15 protein-coding genes and 6 pseudogenes are annotated in these 17,656 nt (G+C 43.4%); 15 read left to right on the top strand and 6 right to left on the bottom strand.

Annotated elements, in window-relative coordinates; translation table 11 throughout:
* Nucleotides 1–35 precede the first annotated feature (35 nt).
* Nucleotides 36–1,082 carry a recombinase RecA gene (gene recA, locus ACH19P_RS14065; RefSeq protein WP_462159161.1) on the top strand — a complete coding sequence of 349 codons (1,047 nt, stop codon included), beginning with the start codon at nt 36–38 and terminating at the stop codon, nt 1,080–1,082.
* A gap of 92 nt (nt 1,083–1,174) precedes the next feature.
* On the opposite strand, the gene ACH19P_RS14060 is transcribed toward recA, so the two are convergent.
* Nucleotides 1,175–1,540: a flagellar basal body-associated protein FliL gene (locus ACH19P_RS14060; RefSeq protein ID WP_462159365.1), complete on the bottom strand. Its 366-nt coding sequence runs from the start codon at nt 1,538–1,540 to the stop codon at nt 1,175–1,177.
* 250 nt (nt 1,541–1,790) lie between these two features.
* Between ACH19P_RS14060 and ACH19P_RS14055 the strand changes: the two genes are divergently transcribed.
* Both ACH19P_RS14055 and ubiA read left to right on the top strand, forming a co-directional pair.
* The gene (locus ACH19P_RS14055; RefSeq protein ID WP_462159160.1) at nt 1,791–2,336 is read left to right on the top strand and encodes a chorismate--pyruvate lyase family protein; all 546 of its coding nucleotides are present in this window, start codon (nt 1,791–1,793) and stop codon (nt 2,334–2,336) included.
* Nucleotides 2,333–3,202, top strand: coding sequence for a 4-hydroxybenzoate octaprenyltransferase (gene ubiA / locus ACH19P_RS14050; RefSeq protein ID WP_462159159.1), 870 nt, complete (start codon nt 2,333–2,335; stop codon nt 3,200–3,202). Before ACH19P_RS14055 ends, ubiA begins: the two co-directional genes overlap by 4 nt.
* A 31-nt stretch (nt 3,203–3,233) precedes the next feature.
* Here ubiA and ACH19P_RS14045 read toward each other — a convergent pair.
* From ACH19P_RS14045 to ACH19P_RS14035, 3 genes and pseudogenes are all read right to left on the bottom strand, one after another.
* A pseudogene (locus tag ACH19P_RS14045) lies at nt 3,234–3,855 on the bottom strand (2OG-Fe(II) oxygenase).
* Between the two features lie 175 nt (nt 3,856–4,030).
* Nucleotides 4,031–4,924 (bottom strand): LysR family transcriptional regulator, encoded by an 894-nt coding sequence (locus ACH19P_RS14040; RefSeq protein ID WP_462159158.1) that lies wholly within the window; start codon nt 4,922–4,924, stop codon nt 4,031–4,033.
* A gap of 262 nt (nt 4,925–5,186) precedes the next feature.
* Nucleotides 5,187–5,580, bottom strand: a pseudogene (locus ACH19P_RS14035) (DUF2721 domain-containing protein).
* 206 nt (nt 5,581–5,786) lie between these two features.
* Between ACH19P_RS14035 and ACH19P_RS14030 the strand changes: the two are divergent.
* From ACH19P_RS14030 to ACH19P_RS14015, 4 genes and pseudogenes are all read left to right on the top strand, one after another.
* Nucleotides 5,787–6,035 carry a hypothetical protein gene (locus ACH19P_RS14030; protein WP_462159157.1) on the top strand — a complete coding sequence of 83 codons (249 nt, stop codon included), beginning with the start codon at nt 5,787–5,789 and terminating at the stop codon, nt 6,033–6,035.
* Entirely contained in the window at nt 6,022–7,236 is a 1,215-nt protein-coding gene (locus tag ACH19P_RS14025; RefSeq protein ID WP_462159156.1) for a hypothetical protein, read from the top strand. Before ACH19P_RS14030 ends, ACH19P_RS14025 begins: the two co-directional genes overlap by 14 nt.
* On the top strand, nt 7,236–7,556 hold the full coding sequence (locus ACH19P_RS14020) for a putative signal transducing protein (protein WP_462159155.1): 321 nt from the start codon (nt 7,236–7,238) through the stop codon (nt 7,554–7,556). The genes ACH19P_RS14025 and ACH19P_RS14020 overlap by 1 nt, the downstream gene beginning before the upstream one ends.
* A pseudogene (locus ACH19P_RS14015) lies at nt 7,546–8,141 on the top strand (YjaG family protein). Before ACH19P_RS14020 ends, ACH19P_RS14015 begins: the two are co-directional and overlap by 11 nt.
* A 37-nt stretch (nt 8,142–8,178) precedes the next feature.
* Here ACH19P_RS14015 and rsmD read toward each other — a convergent pair.
* A pseudogene (rsmD, locus tag ACH19P_RS14010) lies at nt 8,179–8,730 on the bottom strand (16S rRNA (guanine(966)-N(2))-methyltransferase RsmD); the annotation flags it as partial.
* A 228-nt stretch (nt 8,731–8,958) separates the two neighbouring features.
* Between rsmD and ftsY the strand changes: the two are divergent.
* The 4 genes and pseudogenes from ftsY to rpoH all read left to right on the top strand — a co-directional run bounded on the left by ftsY (nt 8,959) and on the right by rpoH (nt 13,773).
* Entirely contained in the window at nt 8,959–10,920 is a 1,962-nt protein-coding gene (gene ftsY / locus ACH19P_RS14005; protein ID WP_462159154.1) for a signal recognition particle-docking protein FtsY, read from the top strand.
* Nucleotides 10,921–10,949: 29 nt separating this feature from the next.
* Nucleotides 10,950–11,632 (top strand): annotated as a pseudogene (ftsE, locus tag ACH19P_RS14000) (cell division ATP-binding protein FtsE).
* Nucleotides 11,629–12,616, top strand: a pseudogene (gene ftsX / locus ACH19P_RS13995) (permease-like cell division protein FtsX). The pseudogenes ftsE and ftsX overlap by 4 nt, the downstream one beginning before the upstream one ends.
* Before the next feature lie 293 nt (nt 12,617–12,909).
* Nucleotides 12,910–13,773, top strand: a complete 864-nt coding sequence (rpoH, locus tag ACH19P_RS13990) for an RNA polymerase sigma factor RpoH (protein ID WP_462159153.1) — start codon at nt 12,910–12,912, stop codon at nt 13,771–13,773.
* 70 nt (nt 13,774–13,843) lie between these two features.
* Here the strand turns inward: rpoH and ispB are convergent, their stop codons facing one another.
* Nucleotides 13,844–14,815 (bottom strand): octaprenyl diphosphate synthase, encoded by a 972-nt coding sequence (gene ispB / locus ACH19P_RS13985; RefSeq protein WP_462159152.1) that lies wholly within the window; start codon nt 14,813–14,815, stop codon nt 13,844–13,846.
* Between the two features lie 347 nt (nt 14,816–15,162).
* On the opposite strand from ispB, the gene rplU reads away from it, so the two are divergent.
* The 4 genes from rplU (at nt 15,163) to folA (ending at nt 17,603) form a co-directional block, all read left to right on the top strand.
* Nucleotides 15,163–15,474, top strand: coding sequence for a 50S ribosomal protein L21 (gene rplU / locus ACH19P_RS13980; protein ID WP_105199571.1), 312 nt, complete (start codon nt 15,163–15,165; stop codon nt 15,472–15,474).
* Between the two features lie 17 nt (nt 15,475–15,491).
* Entirely contained in the window at nt 15,492–15,749 is a 258-nt protein-coding gene (rpmA, locus tag ACH19P_RS13975; protein ID WP_347390504.1) for a 50S ribosomal protein L27, read from the top strand.
* A gap of 147 nt (nt 15,750–15,896) precedes the next feature.
* Nucleotides 15,897–17,057, top strand: coding sequence for an Obg family GTPase CgtA (gene cgtA, locus ACH19P_RS13970; RefSeq protein ID WP_462159151.1), 1,161 nt, complete (start codon nt 15,897–15,899; stop codon nt 17,055–17,057).
* A 66-nt stretch (nt 17,058–17,123) separates the two neighbouring features.
* Entirely contained in the window at nt 17,124–17,603 is a 480-nt protein-coding gene (gene folA / locus ACH19P_RS13965; protein ID WP_462159364.1) for a type 3 dihydrofolate reductase, read from the top strand.
* The last annotated feature ends 53 nt before the right edge of the window (nt 17,604–17,656 follow it).

The following is a 17,656-nucleotide window of genomic DNA, read 5'->3' as shown; positions in this document are numbered from 1 at the left end:
GCCGAACTTAGCGGTCAATGATTTTGGAGAGAATAATGAACGATAACAAACAAAAAGCTTTGAGTGCAGCCCTTTCACAAATCGAGCGCCAGTTTGGTAAAGGTTCGATTATGAAGCTAGGCGATAGTCAAGCTTTGGACGTTGAAGCAATTTCTACAGGTTCACTCGGTATCGATATTGCACTGGGTATTGGTGGTTTGCCAACGGGTCGTGTAGTTGAAATTTATGGTCCTGAATCATCAGGTAAAACGACGCTCACTTTACAAGTGATCGCACAAGCGCAGCGCCAAGGTAAAACCTGTGCGTTCGTTGATGCAGAGCACGCGCTCGATCCAGTTTATGCCGAGAAACTGGGTGTAAACGTAAATGATTTACTTGTTTCACAGCCTGACACAGGTGAACAAGCACTTGAAATCTGTGACATGCTAGTGCGCTCAGGTGCTGTAGATGTAGTGATTGTTGACTCAGTTGCGGCTTTGACACCTAAAGCTGAAATTGAAGGCGACATGGGAGATAGCCACGTCGGTTTACAAGCACGTTTGATGTCACAAGCACTACGTAAGCTAACGGGTAATATCAAACGTTCAAACACTTTGTGTATCTTCATTAACCAGATTCGTATGAAAATTGGCGTCATGTTTGGTAACCCTGAAACGACCACAGGTGGTAACGCGCTTAAATTCTATTCATCGGTACGTCTAGATATTCGCCGCATAGGTTCTGTGAAAGATGGTGATGAGGTTGTCGGTAACGAAACGCGCGTAAAAGTAGTTAAGAACAAAGTGGCGCCGCCATTCAAACAGGCTGAGTTCATCATTATGTATGGTGAAGGTATTTCTAAAGAAGGTGAGCTCATTGACCTAGGTGTGAAGCACAAGCTTATAGAAAAGTCAGGTGCATGGTACAGCTACAATGGCTCTAAAGTGGGTCAAGGTAAGTCAAACTCAATCAAGTTCCTCAAGGAAAATGTTGAAATTGCAAATGAAATTGAAGGTAAGCTACGAGACATGTTGCTACTAAAAGCAACTATCAAACCTGAAGAAGGTGAAGTAGCGTCACTTGCTGAAGAAGAAACGGAATAACCTTAGAATTCGTTGAAAGTAAGCCAAAAAAACCAGCTCAATGAGCTGGTTTTTTTATTGTAAATCTGCAGGTTACTTCACTGCAAAAGCTATCAGTGATATAGATATTTGGTAAATAGCACATCACGAACAATGTCTTTGCCCGTTTCTTGTTGTAGTAAGTTTTTAACTCGGTCAATACACTTTTGACGAATTTCCTCTCGGCCAGTTAAGCTTTTTATTTTCTCTTCAGGCTCTTGCGACAAGATTTCAACGATAGCATCGCGTAGTAATGGCATATGGTGTTCTACAACGGTGATGTTGTTGACGTCTTCTAACATTAAATCAACGGTTACCCGAACATATCCCAGTTTACGGCTAGATTGACTGATGTAATTAGCGACGATATCTGGCTCGAATCCGTAATACCCAACATCGGCTGAGGCCTTTAGTGGCGCAAAGGAAAAGCCTAACAACATCAACGTGACCAATGATTTAAAAGCTAAAGACATAATGACAGTAAGTTCTGATTAGTTGTGTTATTTCTATCTTAGCTTGCTTGGTGATTTATCGTCTAGGTTTATTGTAAATACAAGCGAATTTCCGCATAGGTATAGTTTGTGGGCCAAAGAACTCCCTGTATTTGCACAACTTTAAGGAGATGACTTTAGCGTGAGCTGGAGCAGTGGTATGATCGCGCCGTGTACATTTAATGATTGAGTCGTTCTTTTGCCTACCTATCCTTTGTCGCTGGAAGCAAATTGGCAAAACGTTGATAACGTTTCTGTAGCCCATTCTCTTCTAGATTGGCTTATAGAGCCTAACTCACTAACTAAAAGGCTTAAAACTCATTGTAAACAGTTTGCAGTTGAGGTTATAAGTGAGCAGGTTTTGCCAGTGCAAGGCTATCACAACGAGCTTTTTGACAAGCAATCTGCACACGTGCGGGTGCGAGAAGTCATCTTGTTTTGTGATAACAAACCTATGGTGTATGCCCAAAGCTGGATCCCTGAATATTCACAACCACATTCAAATGTTGATTTGTCTCACTTGGGTTCCCAGCCTTTGGGAGAAGTGATATTTCGAGACCCTCATCTTTGTCGTCAACAACTACAGGTCGCTGACTTTAGCACTAATCAAAATATTACCGATTTATGTGATAGCTTTAACTTGCCGCAGCAACCTTTGTGGGGGCGTCGCAGTCGTTTTGACTTAACTGATCAACACATCATGGTATGTGAAGTGTTTTTACCCGGATCTTACCCATACCTATGAAACTTGCAGCACTGAAATCACAGCATTGGCCCTATTACAAGCAACTGATGCGTATGGACAAACCCATAGGTACATACTTACTTCTTTGGCCCACATTTTGGGCATTATGGTTAGCTGGAGCTGATTGGCCAGAAATTGAATTGGTACTGATTTTCGCGGCAGGTGTATTTGTTATGCGCAGCGCAGGCTGCGTTATCAATGATTTTGCGGATAGAAAAGTAGACACAGCAGTGAAGCGGACTCAATCGCGACCATTAGCTGCGGGCAAGGTAGGTGCAGGAGAGGCGTTGAGCTTATTTACGTTGCTCATCGTCATCGCTTTTTTGTTAGTGCTACTGCTTAATTGGCAAACCATTGCTTTGTCTTTCGCTGCGCTTGGCTTAGCGGCGTGCTATCCGTTCATGAAACGTTACACTCATTTACCACAAGTGGTGTTGGGAGCCGCGTTTAGTTGGGCGATTCCTATGGCCTATATGGCTATTTTAGAAACGGTGCCTATGCAAGCTTGGTTGTTGTTTTTTGCCAACCTAGTGTGGACAGTCGCTTATGACACTTTATATGCCATGGTCGATAGAGACGATGATTTGAAAATAGGAGTGAAGTCGACGGCAATTCTCTTTGGTCGATACGACTTGGCCATCGTTGCACTACTTAATGCCTTATTTATTGCCATTATGGCCTATATTGGCGTTACGATGGCGTTGTTCTGGCCTTACTGGCTGGGCTTAGTCTTGGCCATATGCTTATTGATTCGACAGCTTTATCTATGCCGCAATCGTGATAGAGATGCATGTTTTAGTGCATTTCTAAATAATCATTATGTTGGCTTAATTATTTTCTTAGGCTTGGCTGTGAGCCTGCTTTGAGGTGTGGCGCCAAGTTACTTGGCGCTGCAGCTTACTTTGGTGGGTCGATAACACCACCGATGGAGGCGTTTTTACGGAACCATCCCGCTATCGAAAACCTTTCCTCTTTTGCGGGCAATACTTCGTGCATAAAGCGTTCACTTTCAAACACCACGAGTGTACCGGCTTTTGGCGCGACACGTTGAGCAACTTGTTTTGAGCGCGGTTGGTAAATGACTAATTCACCGCCCTCTGACGGTGTATTTAAATACAGAACTGTAGTCATCACACGGTTCGAGCGACCTTTGAATGCGTCGTAGTGTTTTTTATAAAAGTCGCCGACTTGGTAACATGCAAAATGGCACTCGTAATCAAACAAACCTAGGTAAAAATGCCTGTTTATTTGCGTACGCAGCGCCTCCATTACACCTAAATAATCTCTCTGTGCGGTAGATTCACCACTGAACCAAAGTGTTTTATCTTTGCGGATCTTCTTCATTGAGTTGAAGGTCTGACTGGCGGCCAATAGCTGCGGGTAAAAAGTCACAAACTTGGTTCGCAGCTTCTACATATAGTTGCTCGATGATCGCAGGAGAGAGGGCGTTCTCAATAACAGCGTAACCTTGCTGGTAAATATCATCAAGAATACGGCCGAATAACAATTCTGTGTTCACATGGGTCGAAGGGTAATTAAGGGTGGCCAAGTATACCGCCGAAAATCAAAAGCAGTGAGTACTTTCTCAACGCGTTAAATAAAGAATTTAAATATGCCTTTGAGAACAGACAATTGTATTCAAAGGCATATTAAAGGTCTATGTTACGCTTTTTTCATAAAATTCAATGAATGTTTTAGGCGTTTAAGCCATGACTCTTTGCTGTTTGAGTTATCACATTGAGTAGCTCATCAACGTGACTTTGATGCGCTGTTTGGGCGTGAGTTTTCACTACCAGACGTTCATGGTTAGGTTGTTGAAAGTTAGTTGCAATCTGTACGAGGTCAGCGTGACTATGTATCTGTCCTGAATGTTCGATGGCAGCTAAAGCGATATTTTGCCCTTGGCGGACTGAATTAATTACTTCATCAATGCTACCTAAGCGAATATCACTGGACTTATGCATAGATTGAGCAGCTTCATCAATCATTGCTTGCAAGTGCAAACTCTGAGAAAAGCATCCCAACAATGAATAGGGGGCGAGGTCGGTCATTGTTATGTGGCCTTTGCTTGCGAGTGGGTGGTCTCGTCGTGCAAACAGCAGTAACTGGTCTGGCAGCTGAACGTCCACGTTATTTGAATTGGGGGTGTATTCGCTGACAAACACATCAATTTCGCCACGCTTGAGCATAGTATGCAAAGCGTCACTTTCTTGCATTTGCATTTCTATCTTTATTTCTGGATGACGAGCCATAAATTGACCACAGGAAATAGGCACGACAGCACTGGCATAATTTGTATAGCCAACAACGAGTAAGTTATTTGATTTGCCGCTAACTTTATCCAACTGCGTTTTGGTCTTCTGATAATCTTCCAAGGTGCTCTGGCAAAATTGCAGGAACATTTCACCTTCAAGCGTTAATACAACGGAACGGGTCGAGCGTTTGACTAATTGATGTCCTACTTCTTCTTCTAACGTTTGAATACTTCGAGTTAAAGCAGACGTACTGATATTTGTTTGCTCTGCAGCTTGACGGAAATGACGTAGTGAACCCAGTGCTAAGAATTGTTTTAGTTGTTCAAATCTCACTTTTTATTCCCTTAAAGTAAGTATATAGGTCGTATTATAAATGCGTTGCTAATACTATTACATTGTTCCCAAAATAAATAGAAAAAGTCGTTAAACGGTTTATAAGCTATTTGTCTTAGTTAGTCGTGAACGTTTAATGCTTCGTTTTATAAGGCGTTAATGGTTATGAGGGAAGTTTATTTTGATGGGTTTAAGAGATTATTATGTAAGCGTATAGCCTAAAAATAAAAGTACCGAACCTGTTATAGGTACGACTTTGTGTTCATTTATTCTTTTGGCCAATGGATTCAAGTTCAATCGCAATTGCATCGCATGAAATGTGAATTTCATATAATGAAGTGAGCAGTGAAATGATGAGAGCAATCAGACTCGCACCAAACAGAATCGTGCCAACTAATGTGACATTAATAAACAGTGCAAACATTGCGAGCGTGCAGAGTAAAAATGACGCAACCCCCCAACCTTGCATGGTACGTATAAGGCGAATGCGTTTTTTTAAGATTATCAATTTGTTTAATGACGAATGGCCTAACTTGCTCACCCTCTCTAGCATTTAATTCTCTGATTAATTGGGCTAGCACCAAAAAACGATTTGTATACGCTAAAAGTAGTAGAGATATAGCGGGAAAAAGCAGTGCTGGGGTTGTTAATGTCATCTTTTTTCCATTATTTAGGTATATACTTATAGATTGTTAACTATGAGCTAGACATTTTTACAAATTACAGGCTTAATATTAACAATTTGGCTCGCCTACCTAAAAATTAAGGTAAAAGGCGAGATTAATCAAGCATATGTATATGCCTATAAGTGCTTTGTTGAAACATAAAAATAACGCAATGCGCTTATGCAATAGGGGGAACAATGGCTATCAACAATGGTAAGCCTCACCACGATGAGGCACCAGATAAATTGGCGCACGAGTTCGCACAGCGCTGTGCAGATTTATTTCATGTTGAGCCAGAGCAGTTAACGAAAGCCCTGGCTAATTCTTCAAGCAATCCTCAGTTGGGGCAATTGGTGTCACAGCTAAGTCAGCAATTGAGCGTTGCACTTATCGCTGCGCAATTAGCAAGCAATCAAGACCAATCACAACAAGGTGCTCAAGTTTGAGGAATTGCAAGGTGAGCTGGCTGCACTAAAAGAGCGTTATGCAAAACAAAATAGACAGCTACTAGAAGCACAGCAAGAAAATGCACAGTATGCCGATGAGCATGTTCAATTAAAACAAAAACAACATGAACTAGCAGCGCTTAAGCATAGAATCACTGAGTTAGAAAGCAATCATTTCAATTCTCAGGGTGAACACGATGAGTTGCATTCGACAGTATCTGAATTACGAGATGCAAAGAATGCCTTAGATAAAGAGAATCAATCTCTTAAGCAAGCCCTAGAAAAGCAAAGACAAAGCAACGAAGCATGGCAAGAAAAGCTTAAAGAAATGTCTGAGCAACAACAAGGCAGTGAACAGGCTAAGCAACAATTAGACGACTTACAAAAAGAGAATGAAGCTTATGCTGAGCAGCTTGCTCATTATGAGCAATTAGTCAGCCGCCAAAACCAACAACTTTCAGATCTATCTGCACAATTAAATGAGTCATCAGAACAAGGTGAAAACCAGCAAATGATGGTTCAGCGTTTGAAGCAAATGGGTGAAGACTTGAGCAAGCAGCTTGCTCAGTCTAAATCTGACTTGGACGAGCAAAAGCAGGCGAACTCAGCACTGGAAGAAAAAGTTGCTTCTTATCATATCCAACAAGAGGATTTGGAGCAGCAGTATACACACTCTCAACAAGAGGTCGCTTCTTTGCAGGAGCAACTAGCAAAAATTGATGAGCTTCAGGCGCAAATAGCGCAACAAGCAGAGCAGCATCAAAAAGCGTTAGTTGAACAAGGTAAAAAGCAACAAACCGAGTTTTTAAAAGAACAAGAAAAGTGGCAGCAACAGCATACTCAACTTGAAAAACACCTTAATGAATTAGCACAACAGAATCAGCAATTGGGTGATGAAAAAGCCGCTCTAACTACTGAACTCGAGCAAGCTCAGGCACGTGTCGCTGATGAAGCGAATGAAATTGAAAACTTAAAAGGCAAGGTCGAAGAGTTAGTATCTCGTCATCGTGATGAGCAGCAACGTAATGAAAGTTTACGCTCTCGTATCGATAATGACTCTAAACAGGCCCGTCAGGCATTCGATAGCTTACGTTCGGAACATCTGGAATTAAAAGATGAGCTCGAGCAAGCCCAAGAAAAAATGATGGAATACAAACTTAAGTTTGACTACGCCCAGAAGCAATTGCAAAGCGATTCTTAATGAATTTTGCTTGGGTCAAGGCCTTCAACGCAGAACACAGCGTCGAGGCCAACATTGTAAAAGGCATGCTTGAACATGCTGGAATACAATGCCAACTTAAAGGAGAAGCACTGCAAGGTGCGCTGGGTGAAATCCCCTTCACTGAAGCCTCTGTGAGCGTTTGGGTTTACAACATAAAACTGCCCGTAGCTCAAGAAATCTTGCTAGAATACCGCCAATCGAAATCATCAGCGCAAAAATGGCAGTGTGATTCCTGTAAACAGTGGAATCCTGCAACCTTTGATTTGTGCTGGTCCTGTATGAAAGAGCATGATGAATAAGCCTAATAACTTTCAGCGTATCAGAGATTTGAACACAGTTCAGAAGGCCTCGCTAGCGGCTGCGTTACTCGAACGCATGCTGCCGAACTACGCATTGTTTAGCGAAGCATTGGAATTTGGTGACGCGGAAGTATTAACTAACGCTTTAGCGCTGTGTTGGGAGAAGATTCTTCTTCCAAAGAGTAAAATTAGCATTGAAAAATTAGTTGAAAAGGTTGAGCCGAACGTACCTGAAGTAAATGACTTTGACGTTTTTGGTGTATACCCAGCAATTGACGCAGCAACAGCTTTATTGACCTTGTTACAAGGTTTGCAAAGTAAAGAAATCAAGAGTTCGTTAATGTGTGCAAAATTGCACAAGGCACTGTTGCGCGTTTAGTTGAGTACCAATTTGAACTTGATGAACAAACGTATACTTCGAAAGATGTGAATCAGCATCCGCTCATGGAATATGAAATTGGCGTGTTATCTGAGTTGATTGATTTCGTCGAAAAGATGGGACGCCTAGATAAAGACAACGCTAAAGCGCTGCGCAAATTGGCTATTGCCGACGGCCAGACTAACATTGGTGTTGAAATCGAGTAACACCTTGTTCAAGCAGCTCCTTAGCGAGCTGCAAACATTATTTGCGCTGATACAGTCGGCACCAAACTTGACCCGCTTTCTTCTCTTTTAAGACGTGCCAATTACTCGGTGCACAAAATTCTTGATTATCATTTTCAACCTCTACATAAATGAGCGCATTGCTTTCAAGCCACTCATTTGCTTCTAACTTTTCACAGCAAAGGCCAGCTAATCCCTTATTAAAGGGTGGATCCACGAAAACTAAATCATATCGTTCTGTCGCTGCCGTGCCGACAAAAGACAAGGCGTCGGTGTTGATAATAGAAGCATTGTCCAAACTGAGTAATTCGGCATTGCTTTTCAGTTGCAGCGCTGCTCTATTGTCTAGTTCGATAATCGTTGCGTGTGATGCAAAGCGTGACAGAGCTTCAAAGCTCAAGCTTCCAGCACCAGCAAAGCAATCAAGTACTTTTGCGTCACGCACATCCATCATTAACCAGTTGAAAACGGTTTCTTTGACTCTGTCAGTTGTTGGCCGCAAACCGACAACGTCATGCACGGGTAGCTTCCTTCCTCTATGTTGACCACCAATAATTCTGATTTGGCCAGAAGGTGCCGCGCCTCTATTGGCACTTTTTGTAGGTTTTTTCTACCGCGCATGGTTTTACTCACTTATGCTTTTTCCATATGCTTGGAAAATGATAATATAACGCGCAATTATAAATAATATTCGCGGCTAGCAACAGCGATCATCGTTATGATGGTGGCTGCTTAACGGAGTCAAAGGCTCCTTTTCAGTTTCAGTGCGCAAGTTAGATGAGTTTTACGGTTTTAGATTATGGCTAAGAAAAGTAAGTTTTTATCGTGGTTTGGCTTAGGTAAAAAAGACGAGCAAGCGAAACAACAAGAGCATGAAGCGCAATTAGAAGCTGAACGTCAGGCGCAAGAACAAGCCGCAGAAGCTGCGCGTTTAGAAGCTGAACGTCAGGCGCAAGAACAAGCTGCAGAAGCCGCGCGTTTAGAAGCTGAGCGACAGGCGCAAGACCAAGCTGCAGAAGCCGCGCGTTTAGAAGCTGAGCGTCAGGCGCAAGAACAAGCTGACGAAGCAGCGCGATTAGAAGCAGAGCGTCAGGCGCAAGAGCAAGCTGCTGAAGCAGCACGATTAGAAGCTGAACGTCAGGCACAAGAGCAAGCTGCAGAAGAAGCGCGTCAAGAGGCAGAACGCCAGGCTCAAGAGCAAGCTGCAGAAGAAGCGCGTCAAGAGGCAGAACGCCAGGCTCAAGAGCAAGCTGCAGAAGAAGCGCGTCTAGAAGCTGAGCGTCAAGCCCAAGAACAAGCTGCTGAAGCTGCACGATTAGAAACTGAGCGTCAAGCCCAAGAACAAGCTGCAGAAGCAGCGCGTCTGGAAGCAGAACGTCAGGCCCAAGAACAAGCTGCTGAAGCTGCACGTCTAGAAGCAGAACGTCAGGCCCAAGAACAAGCTGCAGAAGCAGCACGTTTAGAAGCTGAACGTCAGGCCCAAGAGCAGGCGGCAGAAGAAGCGCGTCTAGAAGCTGAACGTCAGGCACAAGAGCAAGCTGCTGAAGCAGCACGATTAGAAGCTGAACGTCAGGCGCAAGAACAAGCTGCTGAAGCAGCGCGTCTAGAAGCAGAGCGTCAGGCACAAGAGCAAGCTGCTGAAGCAGCACGTTTAGAAGCTGAACGTCAGACCCAAGAGCAGGCGGCAGAAGAAGCGCGTCTAGAAGCTGAACGTCAGGCACAAGAGCAAGCTGCGGAAGCAGCGCGTCTAGAAGAAGAACGTCAGGCCCAAGAGCAGGCGGCAGAAGAAGCGCGTCTAGAGGCAGAACGTCAAGCCCAAGAGCAACAGACCCCTAAAAAATCAGGTTTCTTCTCTCGCTTAAAGCAAGGCCTGCTTAAAACCAAATCAAATATCGGCTCTGGTTTCGCTTCATTATTCGTCGGTAAGAAAATCGATGATGAACTGTTTGAAGAATTAGAAACGCAATTGCTCACTGCCGACGTAGGTGTAGACACCACTGTGAAGCTTATCGATAGCCTGACGGATGCAGCAGATAGAAAGCAACTTAAAGACGGTGATGCATTATATGACTTGTTAAAACAAGAAATGGCTGACATGTTGGCAACCGCAGAAAAGCCGTTAGAAATTGATAAAAAGGACGGCCCGTTTGTCATTCTAATGGTCGGTGTAAACGGCGTGGGGAAAACAACCACCATTGGTAAGCTTGCCAAGCAATATCAAAATGAAGGCAAGTCAGTCATGCTTGCTGCTGGTGACACTTTCCGTGCAGCGGCTGTTGAACAGCTACAAGTGTGGGGTGAGCGTAACAATATTCCCGTAATTGCACAGCACACAGGTGCGGACAGTGCATCGGTAGTATTTGATGCATTCCAAGCAGCTAAAGCACGTAATGTAGATGTCTTAATTGCAGATACAGCGGGTCGCTTGCAAAACAAAGATAACTTGATGCAAGAGCTTGAAAAAATTGCCCGAGTTATGAAAAAGATTGACCCCGATGCGCCTCACGAAGTGATGTTGACCATTGATGCTGGAACAGGTCAAAATGCAATTAGCCAAGTTAATTTGTTTGATAAAGCCGTTGGTTTGACAGGGATTACCTTAACCAAGCTCGATGGTACTGCCAAAGGTGGAGTCATCTTTGCCATAGCAGACAAGTTTAAAACACCGATCCGTTATATTGGTGTAGGTGAGGGTATTGACGATTTGCGCACATTTAAAAGCGACGACTTTATTGAAGCGCTATTTAGTGGTGAGCAATAACTAGCACTTCACATTGGGAAATAATAATAATGATAAAATTCCAAGAGGTGAGCAAAACCTACCCCGGTGGGCACATGGCGTTAGAGAAGGTCAGCTTTCATATTGGCAAAGGTGAGTTGGCTTTTCTAACTGGCCACAGTGTGGCGCAGGTAAAAGTACGCTGCTCAAGTTAATTAGTTTGATGGAACGTCCCTCAACGGGGAGTGTTGCAATTAATGGTGTCGACTTAAGTGCTATCAAACAAAACCAAATCCCTTATGTACGACGTGATATTGGTATTATTTTCCAGAATCACCGTCTTCTCGACCGTTATTCTGTATTCGACAACGTTGCCTTACCACTGATCATCGAAGGTGCACATCGTAAACAAATAGAGAAACGTGTGTCTGCGGCGCTAGACAAAGTCGGCCTAGCAGATAAAGCGCGTTGCAGCCCGCAAATTTTGTCTGGTGGTGAGCAGCAACGTGTCGGGATCGCCAGAGCCATTGTCAATTCACCGCCTATTTTACTCGCGGACGAACCAACGGGTAACCTTGACCCCGAGCTGTCGATGGAAATCTTGCGACTGTTCGAAGATTTCAATAAGCATGGTACCTCTGTGTTGATTGCAACTCACGATTTGGGCTTGATAGCGAGAATGAAGTATCGCAGTCTGACATTGAAAAATGGCCGTTTATTGACGGATCCACTAGCTCAGGAGCCCGCATTATGAGTTTGTTATTCAAAGGTAGGGAAACTGAGTTCCAACGCAAAGGGCACGGTTTTTTTGCGCGTAAGTACTTCGCTGTTTTTAATACAATCCGTCAAGGAGTCCAAAGTCTAGGTGAAATGTGGCGAACGCCCACAGCGTCTTTGATGACTATTTTAGTACTTGGGTTGAGTTTAACCTTGCCATCTACGTTATATTTGGTGGTTAAAAACGTTCAAAAAGTCAGCAGTGGATTTGATAATGCAGCTGAAATTTCTTTGTTTGTAAAACAAGGAATGAGTGAGCAGCAAACGCAATCTCTGGTTAAGCGTCTTGCATTATTTAGTGAAGTGGAAGACGTGCGCTATATAAGCAAGAATGTAGCATTAGAAGAATTTAAGCAGGTATCTGGCTTTGCCAACGCCCTAGATTACCTCGACGATAACCCTTTGCCTGATGTCGTTCTCGTCACGCCCACTGAACGCCACCGAAACCCGCAGTCAGCTAAAGCGTTACTTCGTAAGTTGCAACAGGAGCGTGAGGTTGATTTTGGTAAGCTCGATATTGAGTGGCTGGAACGCCTAAATGCCATACTCAACTTATTAAAAGAAAGTGTCATTGCAATAGCAATGTTGCTATTAAGCTCTGTCATTTTGATCATAGGAAACACAATACGTTTATCGATTATGGATAAGCGTACTGAAATACAGGTGATGAAACTTGTTGGAGCAACCAACGGCTTCATTCAGTCACCTTTTTTATGGACAGGTATTTGGTATGGTGTCGTAGGTGGCTTTGTGGCACTGATTTGTAACCTACTCATGATGTGGTGGTTAGAATCTGCAGTAGAAACAGTGACTGGCATATATCAATCAAACTTCATTCTCCAAGGTCTTAATGCGCAAGAGTTTTTAATTTTAATTTCACTTGCTGTGATTCTTAGGTTTCAGTGGCTCGTATCTTTCAGTGCGCCGTTATATCAAAGAAATCGAGCCTGACAAGGTGTAAATATCAGCGACTTCGATAATGAGCTGCTATGCTCATTATCGGCTGCTAAAGTTCACGAATTATTCAGACCCACTTTGCTAGCTTGTCTCTAAATTAATACCTAATTTAATTAAACTTTAATATTTCTAAATGTTTCATTTTTTATTTATTTTCAATTAAAACATTAAGTTAGGTGTTATTTGTCAAGTGTTGAGAACTTCTTGATATGCATGCAGTCAAAGGTTACAATGCTTTAGCACTCTCGCTTTTAGAGTGCTAAATTTTGATGAAGAATAAATCATCCGAGGTGAATAATGAGCACAAATTTAAATGCACTCGCATTAACAGTTGGTCAGCAGAGCGCGAGCATCGAAGGATACTTGCAAGCGGTTAGCACCATTCCTATGCTCGAGGCCGAGGAAGAGCGCCGGTTGGCGACTAGGCTTCAAGAAGAGGGTGACTTAAGCGCTGCGAAGCAGTTGATCATGTCGCATCTACGTTTTGTTGCACACATTGCTAAAAGTTACAGTGGATACGGTTTACCTCAAGCTGATTTGATTCAAGAGGGTAACATTGGTTTGATGAAGGCGGTGAAACGCTTTGATCCAAGCGTCGGTGTACGTTTGGTGTCTTTTGCAGTTCATTGGATCAAAGCTGAAATCCATGAGTACGTATTAAAAAATTGGCGTATTGTTAAGGTTGCGACAACGAAAGCGCAGCGCAAATTATTCTTCAATCTACGAAAGAACAAAAAGCGTCTTGGTTGGTTTAACCAAGAAGAAGTAACAACAGTTGCTAATGAGCTGGGTGTGAGTGAAAAAGAAGTACGTGAAATGGAATCGCGCATGAGCGGCCAGGACATGGGCTTCGACTTAACTAACGATGACGATGATAGCGGCGTTAGCACAACCTATTCCCCAGTGCAGTACTTAACTGATAATAGCTCAGACTTGGCAGAGTCAGTCGAACAAGAGCAGTGGCAAGAGCAATCGCATACTCGTTTATTCTCAGCGCTTAAAACGCTAGACGAGCGTTCACAAGATATCGTGACGTCTCGTTGGTTGGCTGATGAAAAGGCAACATTGCAAGAGTTGGCACAGAAATATGATGTTTCAGCAGAGCGTGTACGTCAGCTAGAGAAAAGCGCAATGAAAAAGCTTCAGAACGCGATGGCGTAATGGGTGAAAAGACAGTAACGAAAAAGGCCAGCAACAGCTGGCCTTTTTTGTGCTCACTTATCAGTGAAGCTTAGTGATCGCGCTTAACTGCGATATTCGCAAGTGCGATGAGCGCATCTTTTTCAGCACTCGGAGCAAGGAAAGATAGCGCCGCAATGGCTTTATCAGCTTCTTGCTGGGCGCGCTCCATCGTGATTTCCAGCGCCTTTGTTTGTTTGAGTGTCTCAAGAATATCATCGAGATGTTCAAGGCCATTGCCTTGCTCAATTGCTGAGCGGATCTGAGCGACTTGTTCAGGCTGTGCTTTTGTCATGGCATAGATAAGCGGTAAGGTAGGTTTCCCTTCTGCTAAATCATCGCCAATATTCTTACCCAGAGTTTCAGCGTCAGCGCTGTAGTCCAATACATCATCAACCAGTTGGAATGCGGTACCTAAGTGCATACCGTATAAACGCATGGCTTCTTCGATATCGCTGCTCTGTTCTGTAATGACAGCGGCTAATTGCGTTGCAGCTTCAAATAACTTTGCAGTTTTCGAATATATCACCTGCATATAGCTCTGCTCGGTGGTATCTGGGTCGTTACAGTTCATCAGCTGTAACACTTCGCCCTCGGCAATCACGTTTGTAGCATCGGCTAGAATGTCCATAATACGCATTTGTCCAAGGCCAACCATAAGTTGGAAAGAACGAGTATAAATGAAGTCGCCAACTAGGACGCTTGCTGCGTTGCCAAACTCGGCGTTAGCAGTTGGTTCACCACGGCGTAGAGCTGACTCATCGACGACATCATCATGAAGTAAGGTAGCGGTATGAATGAATTCAACGATCGTTGCCAGGGTAATGTGCTTGTCACCTTGGTATCCCAGAGCGCGGGCAGCTAGCAAAGCAAGCATAGGACGAACACGCTTACCACCACTATTGACTATATAGAGCCCTAGCTGATTAACCAGTGCAACGTCTGATTGCATTTGTGCATATATTAACTTGTTGACGCTGTTCATATCATCATCGATAAGCGTCTGGATAGCTTTTATATCCATTTAACTCCGTTCCGTGCCACGTCGATTGTTCGGGGAATTGCGCGGTGAATTGTACATGAATTTTCAGCATTGCTCGACTCTTTCGCACGAAACCGACGTTTTTATTGGTTTCGTAGTAAAAAAATAATGAAAGGCAAATTAATTGTCTAAAAAGTGCTTAATCCCCTTGGCAAGCGGTTAAAAAAAGATAAAATAAGGAAAATTTTTTTATGTCCTCGTCGGCGCCATTTTTTCAATCAATTAATTGAAAAATACGCTTGTCAATAAGGGTGTTTTAGCGTAGACTTCGCGCCCTATTGAAGAATATTTAGTTGCGTCGATTTGAGGGCGCACAGACGGAGTTAATTATGTACGCGGTTTTCCAAAGTGGTGGTAAACAGCACCGTGTGACTGAAGGTCAAACGATTCGTCTAGAGAAACTAGACGTTGAAACTGGTGCAGCAGTTGAATTTGACACAGTACTTTTAGTTGCTAATGGTGAGAAAATCGAGATCGGTACACCGTTCGTAAACGGTGGCAAAGTAACAGCTGAGGTTGTTTCTCACGGTCGTGGCGAGAAAGTTAAGATTGTTAAATTTAGACGTCGTAAGCATTCTCGTAAGCAGATGGGCCACCGTCAGTGGTTCACTGAAGTTAAAATCACTGGCATTAGCGCTTAATTTAGAGGTACAGAAAGATGGCACATAAGAAGGCAGCTGGTAGTACTCGTAACGGTCGTGATTCAGAAAGCAAACGCCTAGGTGTTAAGCGTTTCGGTGGCGAATCAGTTCTAGCGGGTAGCATCATCGTACGTCAACGTGGTACTAAGTTCCACGCAGGTTCAAACGTAGGTATGGGTAAAGACCACACATTATTCGCAACTGCAACTGGTAAAGTTCAGTTCGAACAAAAAGGTCCTTTAAACCGTAAATACGTGAGCATCGTAGCTGAGTAATCAGTTAACAGACTTACTGAAAAACCCCGCACCTGCGGGGTTTTTTGTTTTCAATTGCTGAAATCTAAATGCATTGATCGTGGGCATTAATGCGAAGCAATTGATATAATAGAAACATTCAATCGCAGATCCGCTAAGTGAATAAAGATGAAATTTGTTGATGAAGTCGAAATCCGTGCAGAAGCGGGAGATGGTGGCAGTGGTGTTGTCTCTTTCCGACGCGAAAAATACGTACCAGACGGTGGCCCGGATGGCGGCGACGGCGGTGACGGCGGCAGCGTCTACTTAGAAGCAGACGATAACTTAAATACCCTAATCGATTATCAATTTGAGCGTTTTCACCGCGCTGAGCGTGGCACAAACGGTCAAAGCCGTAACTGTACGGGGAAGAAAGGCACAGACTTAGTTCTTAAAGTGCCTGTGGGAACACGTGTAACTGACGTAGACACCCAAGAAAGCCTCGGTGATTTGACCAAACACGGTCAAAAGTTAGTTGTGGCTAAAGGTGGTTTCCATGGTTTGGGTAACACGCGCTTTAAGTCGAGCACAAACCGTGCACCTCGCCAGAAGACACTCGGCACGCCAGGTGAAGTACGCAACCTTAAATTAGAATTGATGCTACTTGCTGATGTAGGTCTATTAGGTTTACCAAATGCGGGTAAATCAACTTTCATCCGCAGTGTCTCAGCTGCAAAACCTAAAGTAGCAGACTATCCGTTTACCACACTTGTGCCGAACTTAGGTGTTGTACGTCCTGCATCTGGACAATCGTTTGTTATTGCAGACATTCCTGGTTTGATTGAAGGCGCATCAGACGGCGCTGGATTGGGTATTCGATTCCTGAAACACCTTGAGCGCTGTCGAGTGTTATTACACATTATCGATGTGCTGCCAGTTGACGGTTCAGATCCTGTAGACAATGCATTTGCAATCATTAATGAGCTTCATCAATACAGCCCAAAGCTTGCTGATAAACCGCGTTGGTTGGTGTTCAACAAGATTGATTTGTTGCCACAAGATGAAGTCGAAGAGATTTGTGCGCGCATTGCTGAAGAAATGGGTATTGATCACGATATTTATAAAATCAGTGCTGCAAGTAAATTGAATACACAAGAATTGTGTCAAGATATCATGCAGTTACTTGAGTCGATGCCAAAAGACAAATTCGAACAACAACAGGTTGAAGAAGAAGTCGAATTTAAATGGGATACTTATCATCGTCATGCAACGAAAGAAAAAGAAGATGACGACGATTGGGACGATTGGGATGATGACGATTACGACGTTGAAGTCATCTACGAACGTTAAGAATAATGTAAAGGGCGCTTGCGCCCTTTTTTTGTGTATAAATAAGGACCTAAAGTGAAAGTTTCTATGATTGCTGCGATGGCGCATGACAGAGTTATTGGTAAAGATAACGATATGCCATGGCATTTACCTGCTGATCTTAAGCACTTTAAAGCAGTCACCCTAGGTAAGCCCGTTATCATGGGGCGAAAAACACTCGAATCGATTGGTAGAGCGTTACCTGGTCGCAAAAATATAGTCATTAGTCGCAACGCAGAATATCAATTTGAAGGGGCGCAAACGGTAACTTCAGTCAAAGAAGCACTTGCTTGTGTGAGTGACGTTGACGAAGTGATGATCATTGGTGGCGGCAATATTTATGAGCAATGTTTACCCATTTCTAGTACTTTATACTTAACTTTTATCGATCTTGAAGTGGAAGGGGATACGCGTTTTCCCGATTATGAATCCATAGGTGTGTGGCGTTGTGAGTCACGCGAACAGTACCGAAAAGATGATAAAAATCCCTATGATTACGAATTTGTCACACTTAGTAAGGAAGTGTGAGAGATTTGATAATTTTTGATTTAGTTGGTAAACTGTAAGTCTACTTTGTAATG

Source organism: Pseudoalteromonas sp. GB56, from assembly GCF_054923835.1.
Note: the sequence above shows the minus strand (reverse complement) of the source record. Positions and strands in the feature narration are given on the sequence as shown.

Bases quoted from the DNA above. Each gene is read 5' to 3' on its own strand.
- ACH19P_RS14020 (WP_462159155.1), top strand. From the start codon at position 7,236: ATGAATTTTGCTTGGGTCAAGGCCTTCAACGCAGAACACAGCGTCGAG.
- rpmA (WP_347390504.1), top strand. From the start codon at position 15,492: ATGGCACATAAGAAGGCAGCTGGTAGTACTCGTAACGGTCGTGATTCA.
- folA (WP_462159364.1), top strand. From the start codon at position 17,124: ATGATTGCTGCGATGGCGCATGACAGAGTTATTGGTAAAGATAACGAT.
- ispB (WP_462159152.1), bottom strand. From the start codon at position 14,815: ATGGATATAAAAGCTATCCAGACGCTTATCGATGATGATATGAACAGC.
- recA (WP_462159161.1), top strand. From the start codon at position 36: ATGAACGATAACAAACAAAAAGCTTTGAGTGCAGCCCTTTCACAAATC.
- ftsY (WP_462159154.1), top strand. From the start codon at position 8,959: ATGGCTAAGAAAAGTAAGTTTTTATCGTGGTTTGGCTTAGGTAAAAAA.
- rplU (WP_105199571.1), top strand. From the start codon at position 15,163: ATGTACGCGGTTTTCCAAAGTGGTGGTAAACAGCACCGTGTGACTGAA.
- cgtA (WP_462159151.1), top strand. From the start codon at position 15,897: ATGAAATTTGTTGATGAAGTCGAAATCCGTGCAGAAGCGGGAGATGGT.
- rpoH (WP_462159153.1), top strand. From the start codon at position 12,910: ATGAGCACAAATTTAAATGCACTCGCATTAACAGTTGGTCAGCAGAGC.
- ubiA (WP_462159159.1), top strand. From the start codon at position 2,333: ATGAAACTTGCAGCACTGAAATCACAGCATTGGCCCTATTACAAGCAA.
- ACH19P_RS14060 (WP_462159365.1), bottom strand. From the start codon at position 1,540: ATGTTGTTAGGCTTTTCCTTTGCGCCACTAAAGGCCTCAGCCGATGTT.
- ACH19P_RS14030 (WP_462159157.1), top strand. From the start codon at position 5,787: ATGGCTATCAACAATGGTAAGCCTCACCACGATGAGGCACCAGATAAA.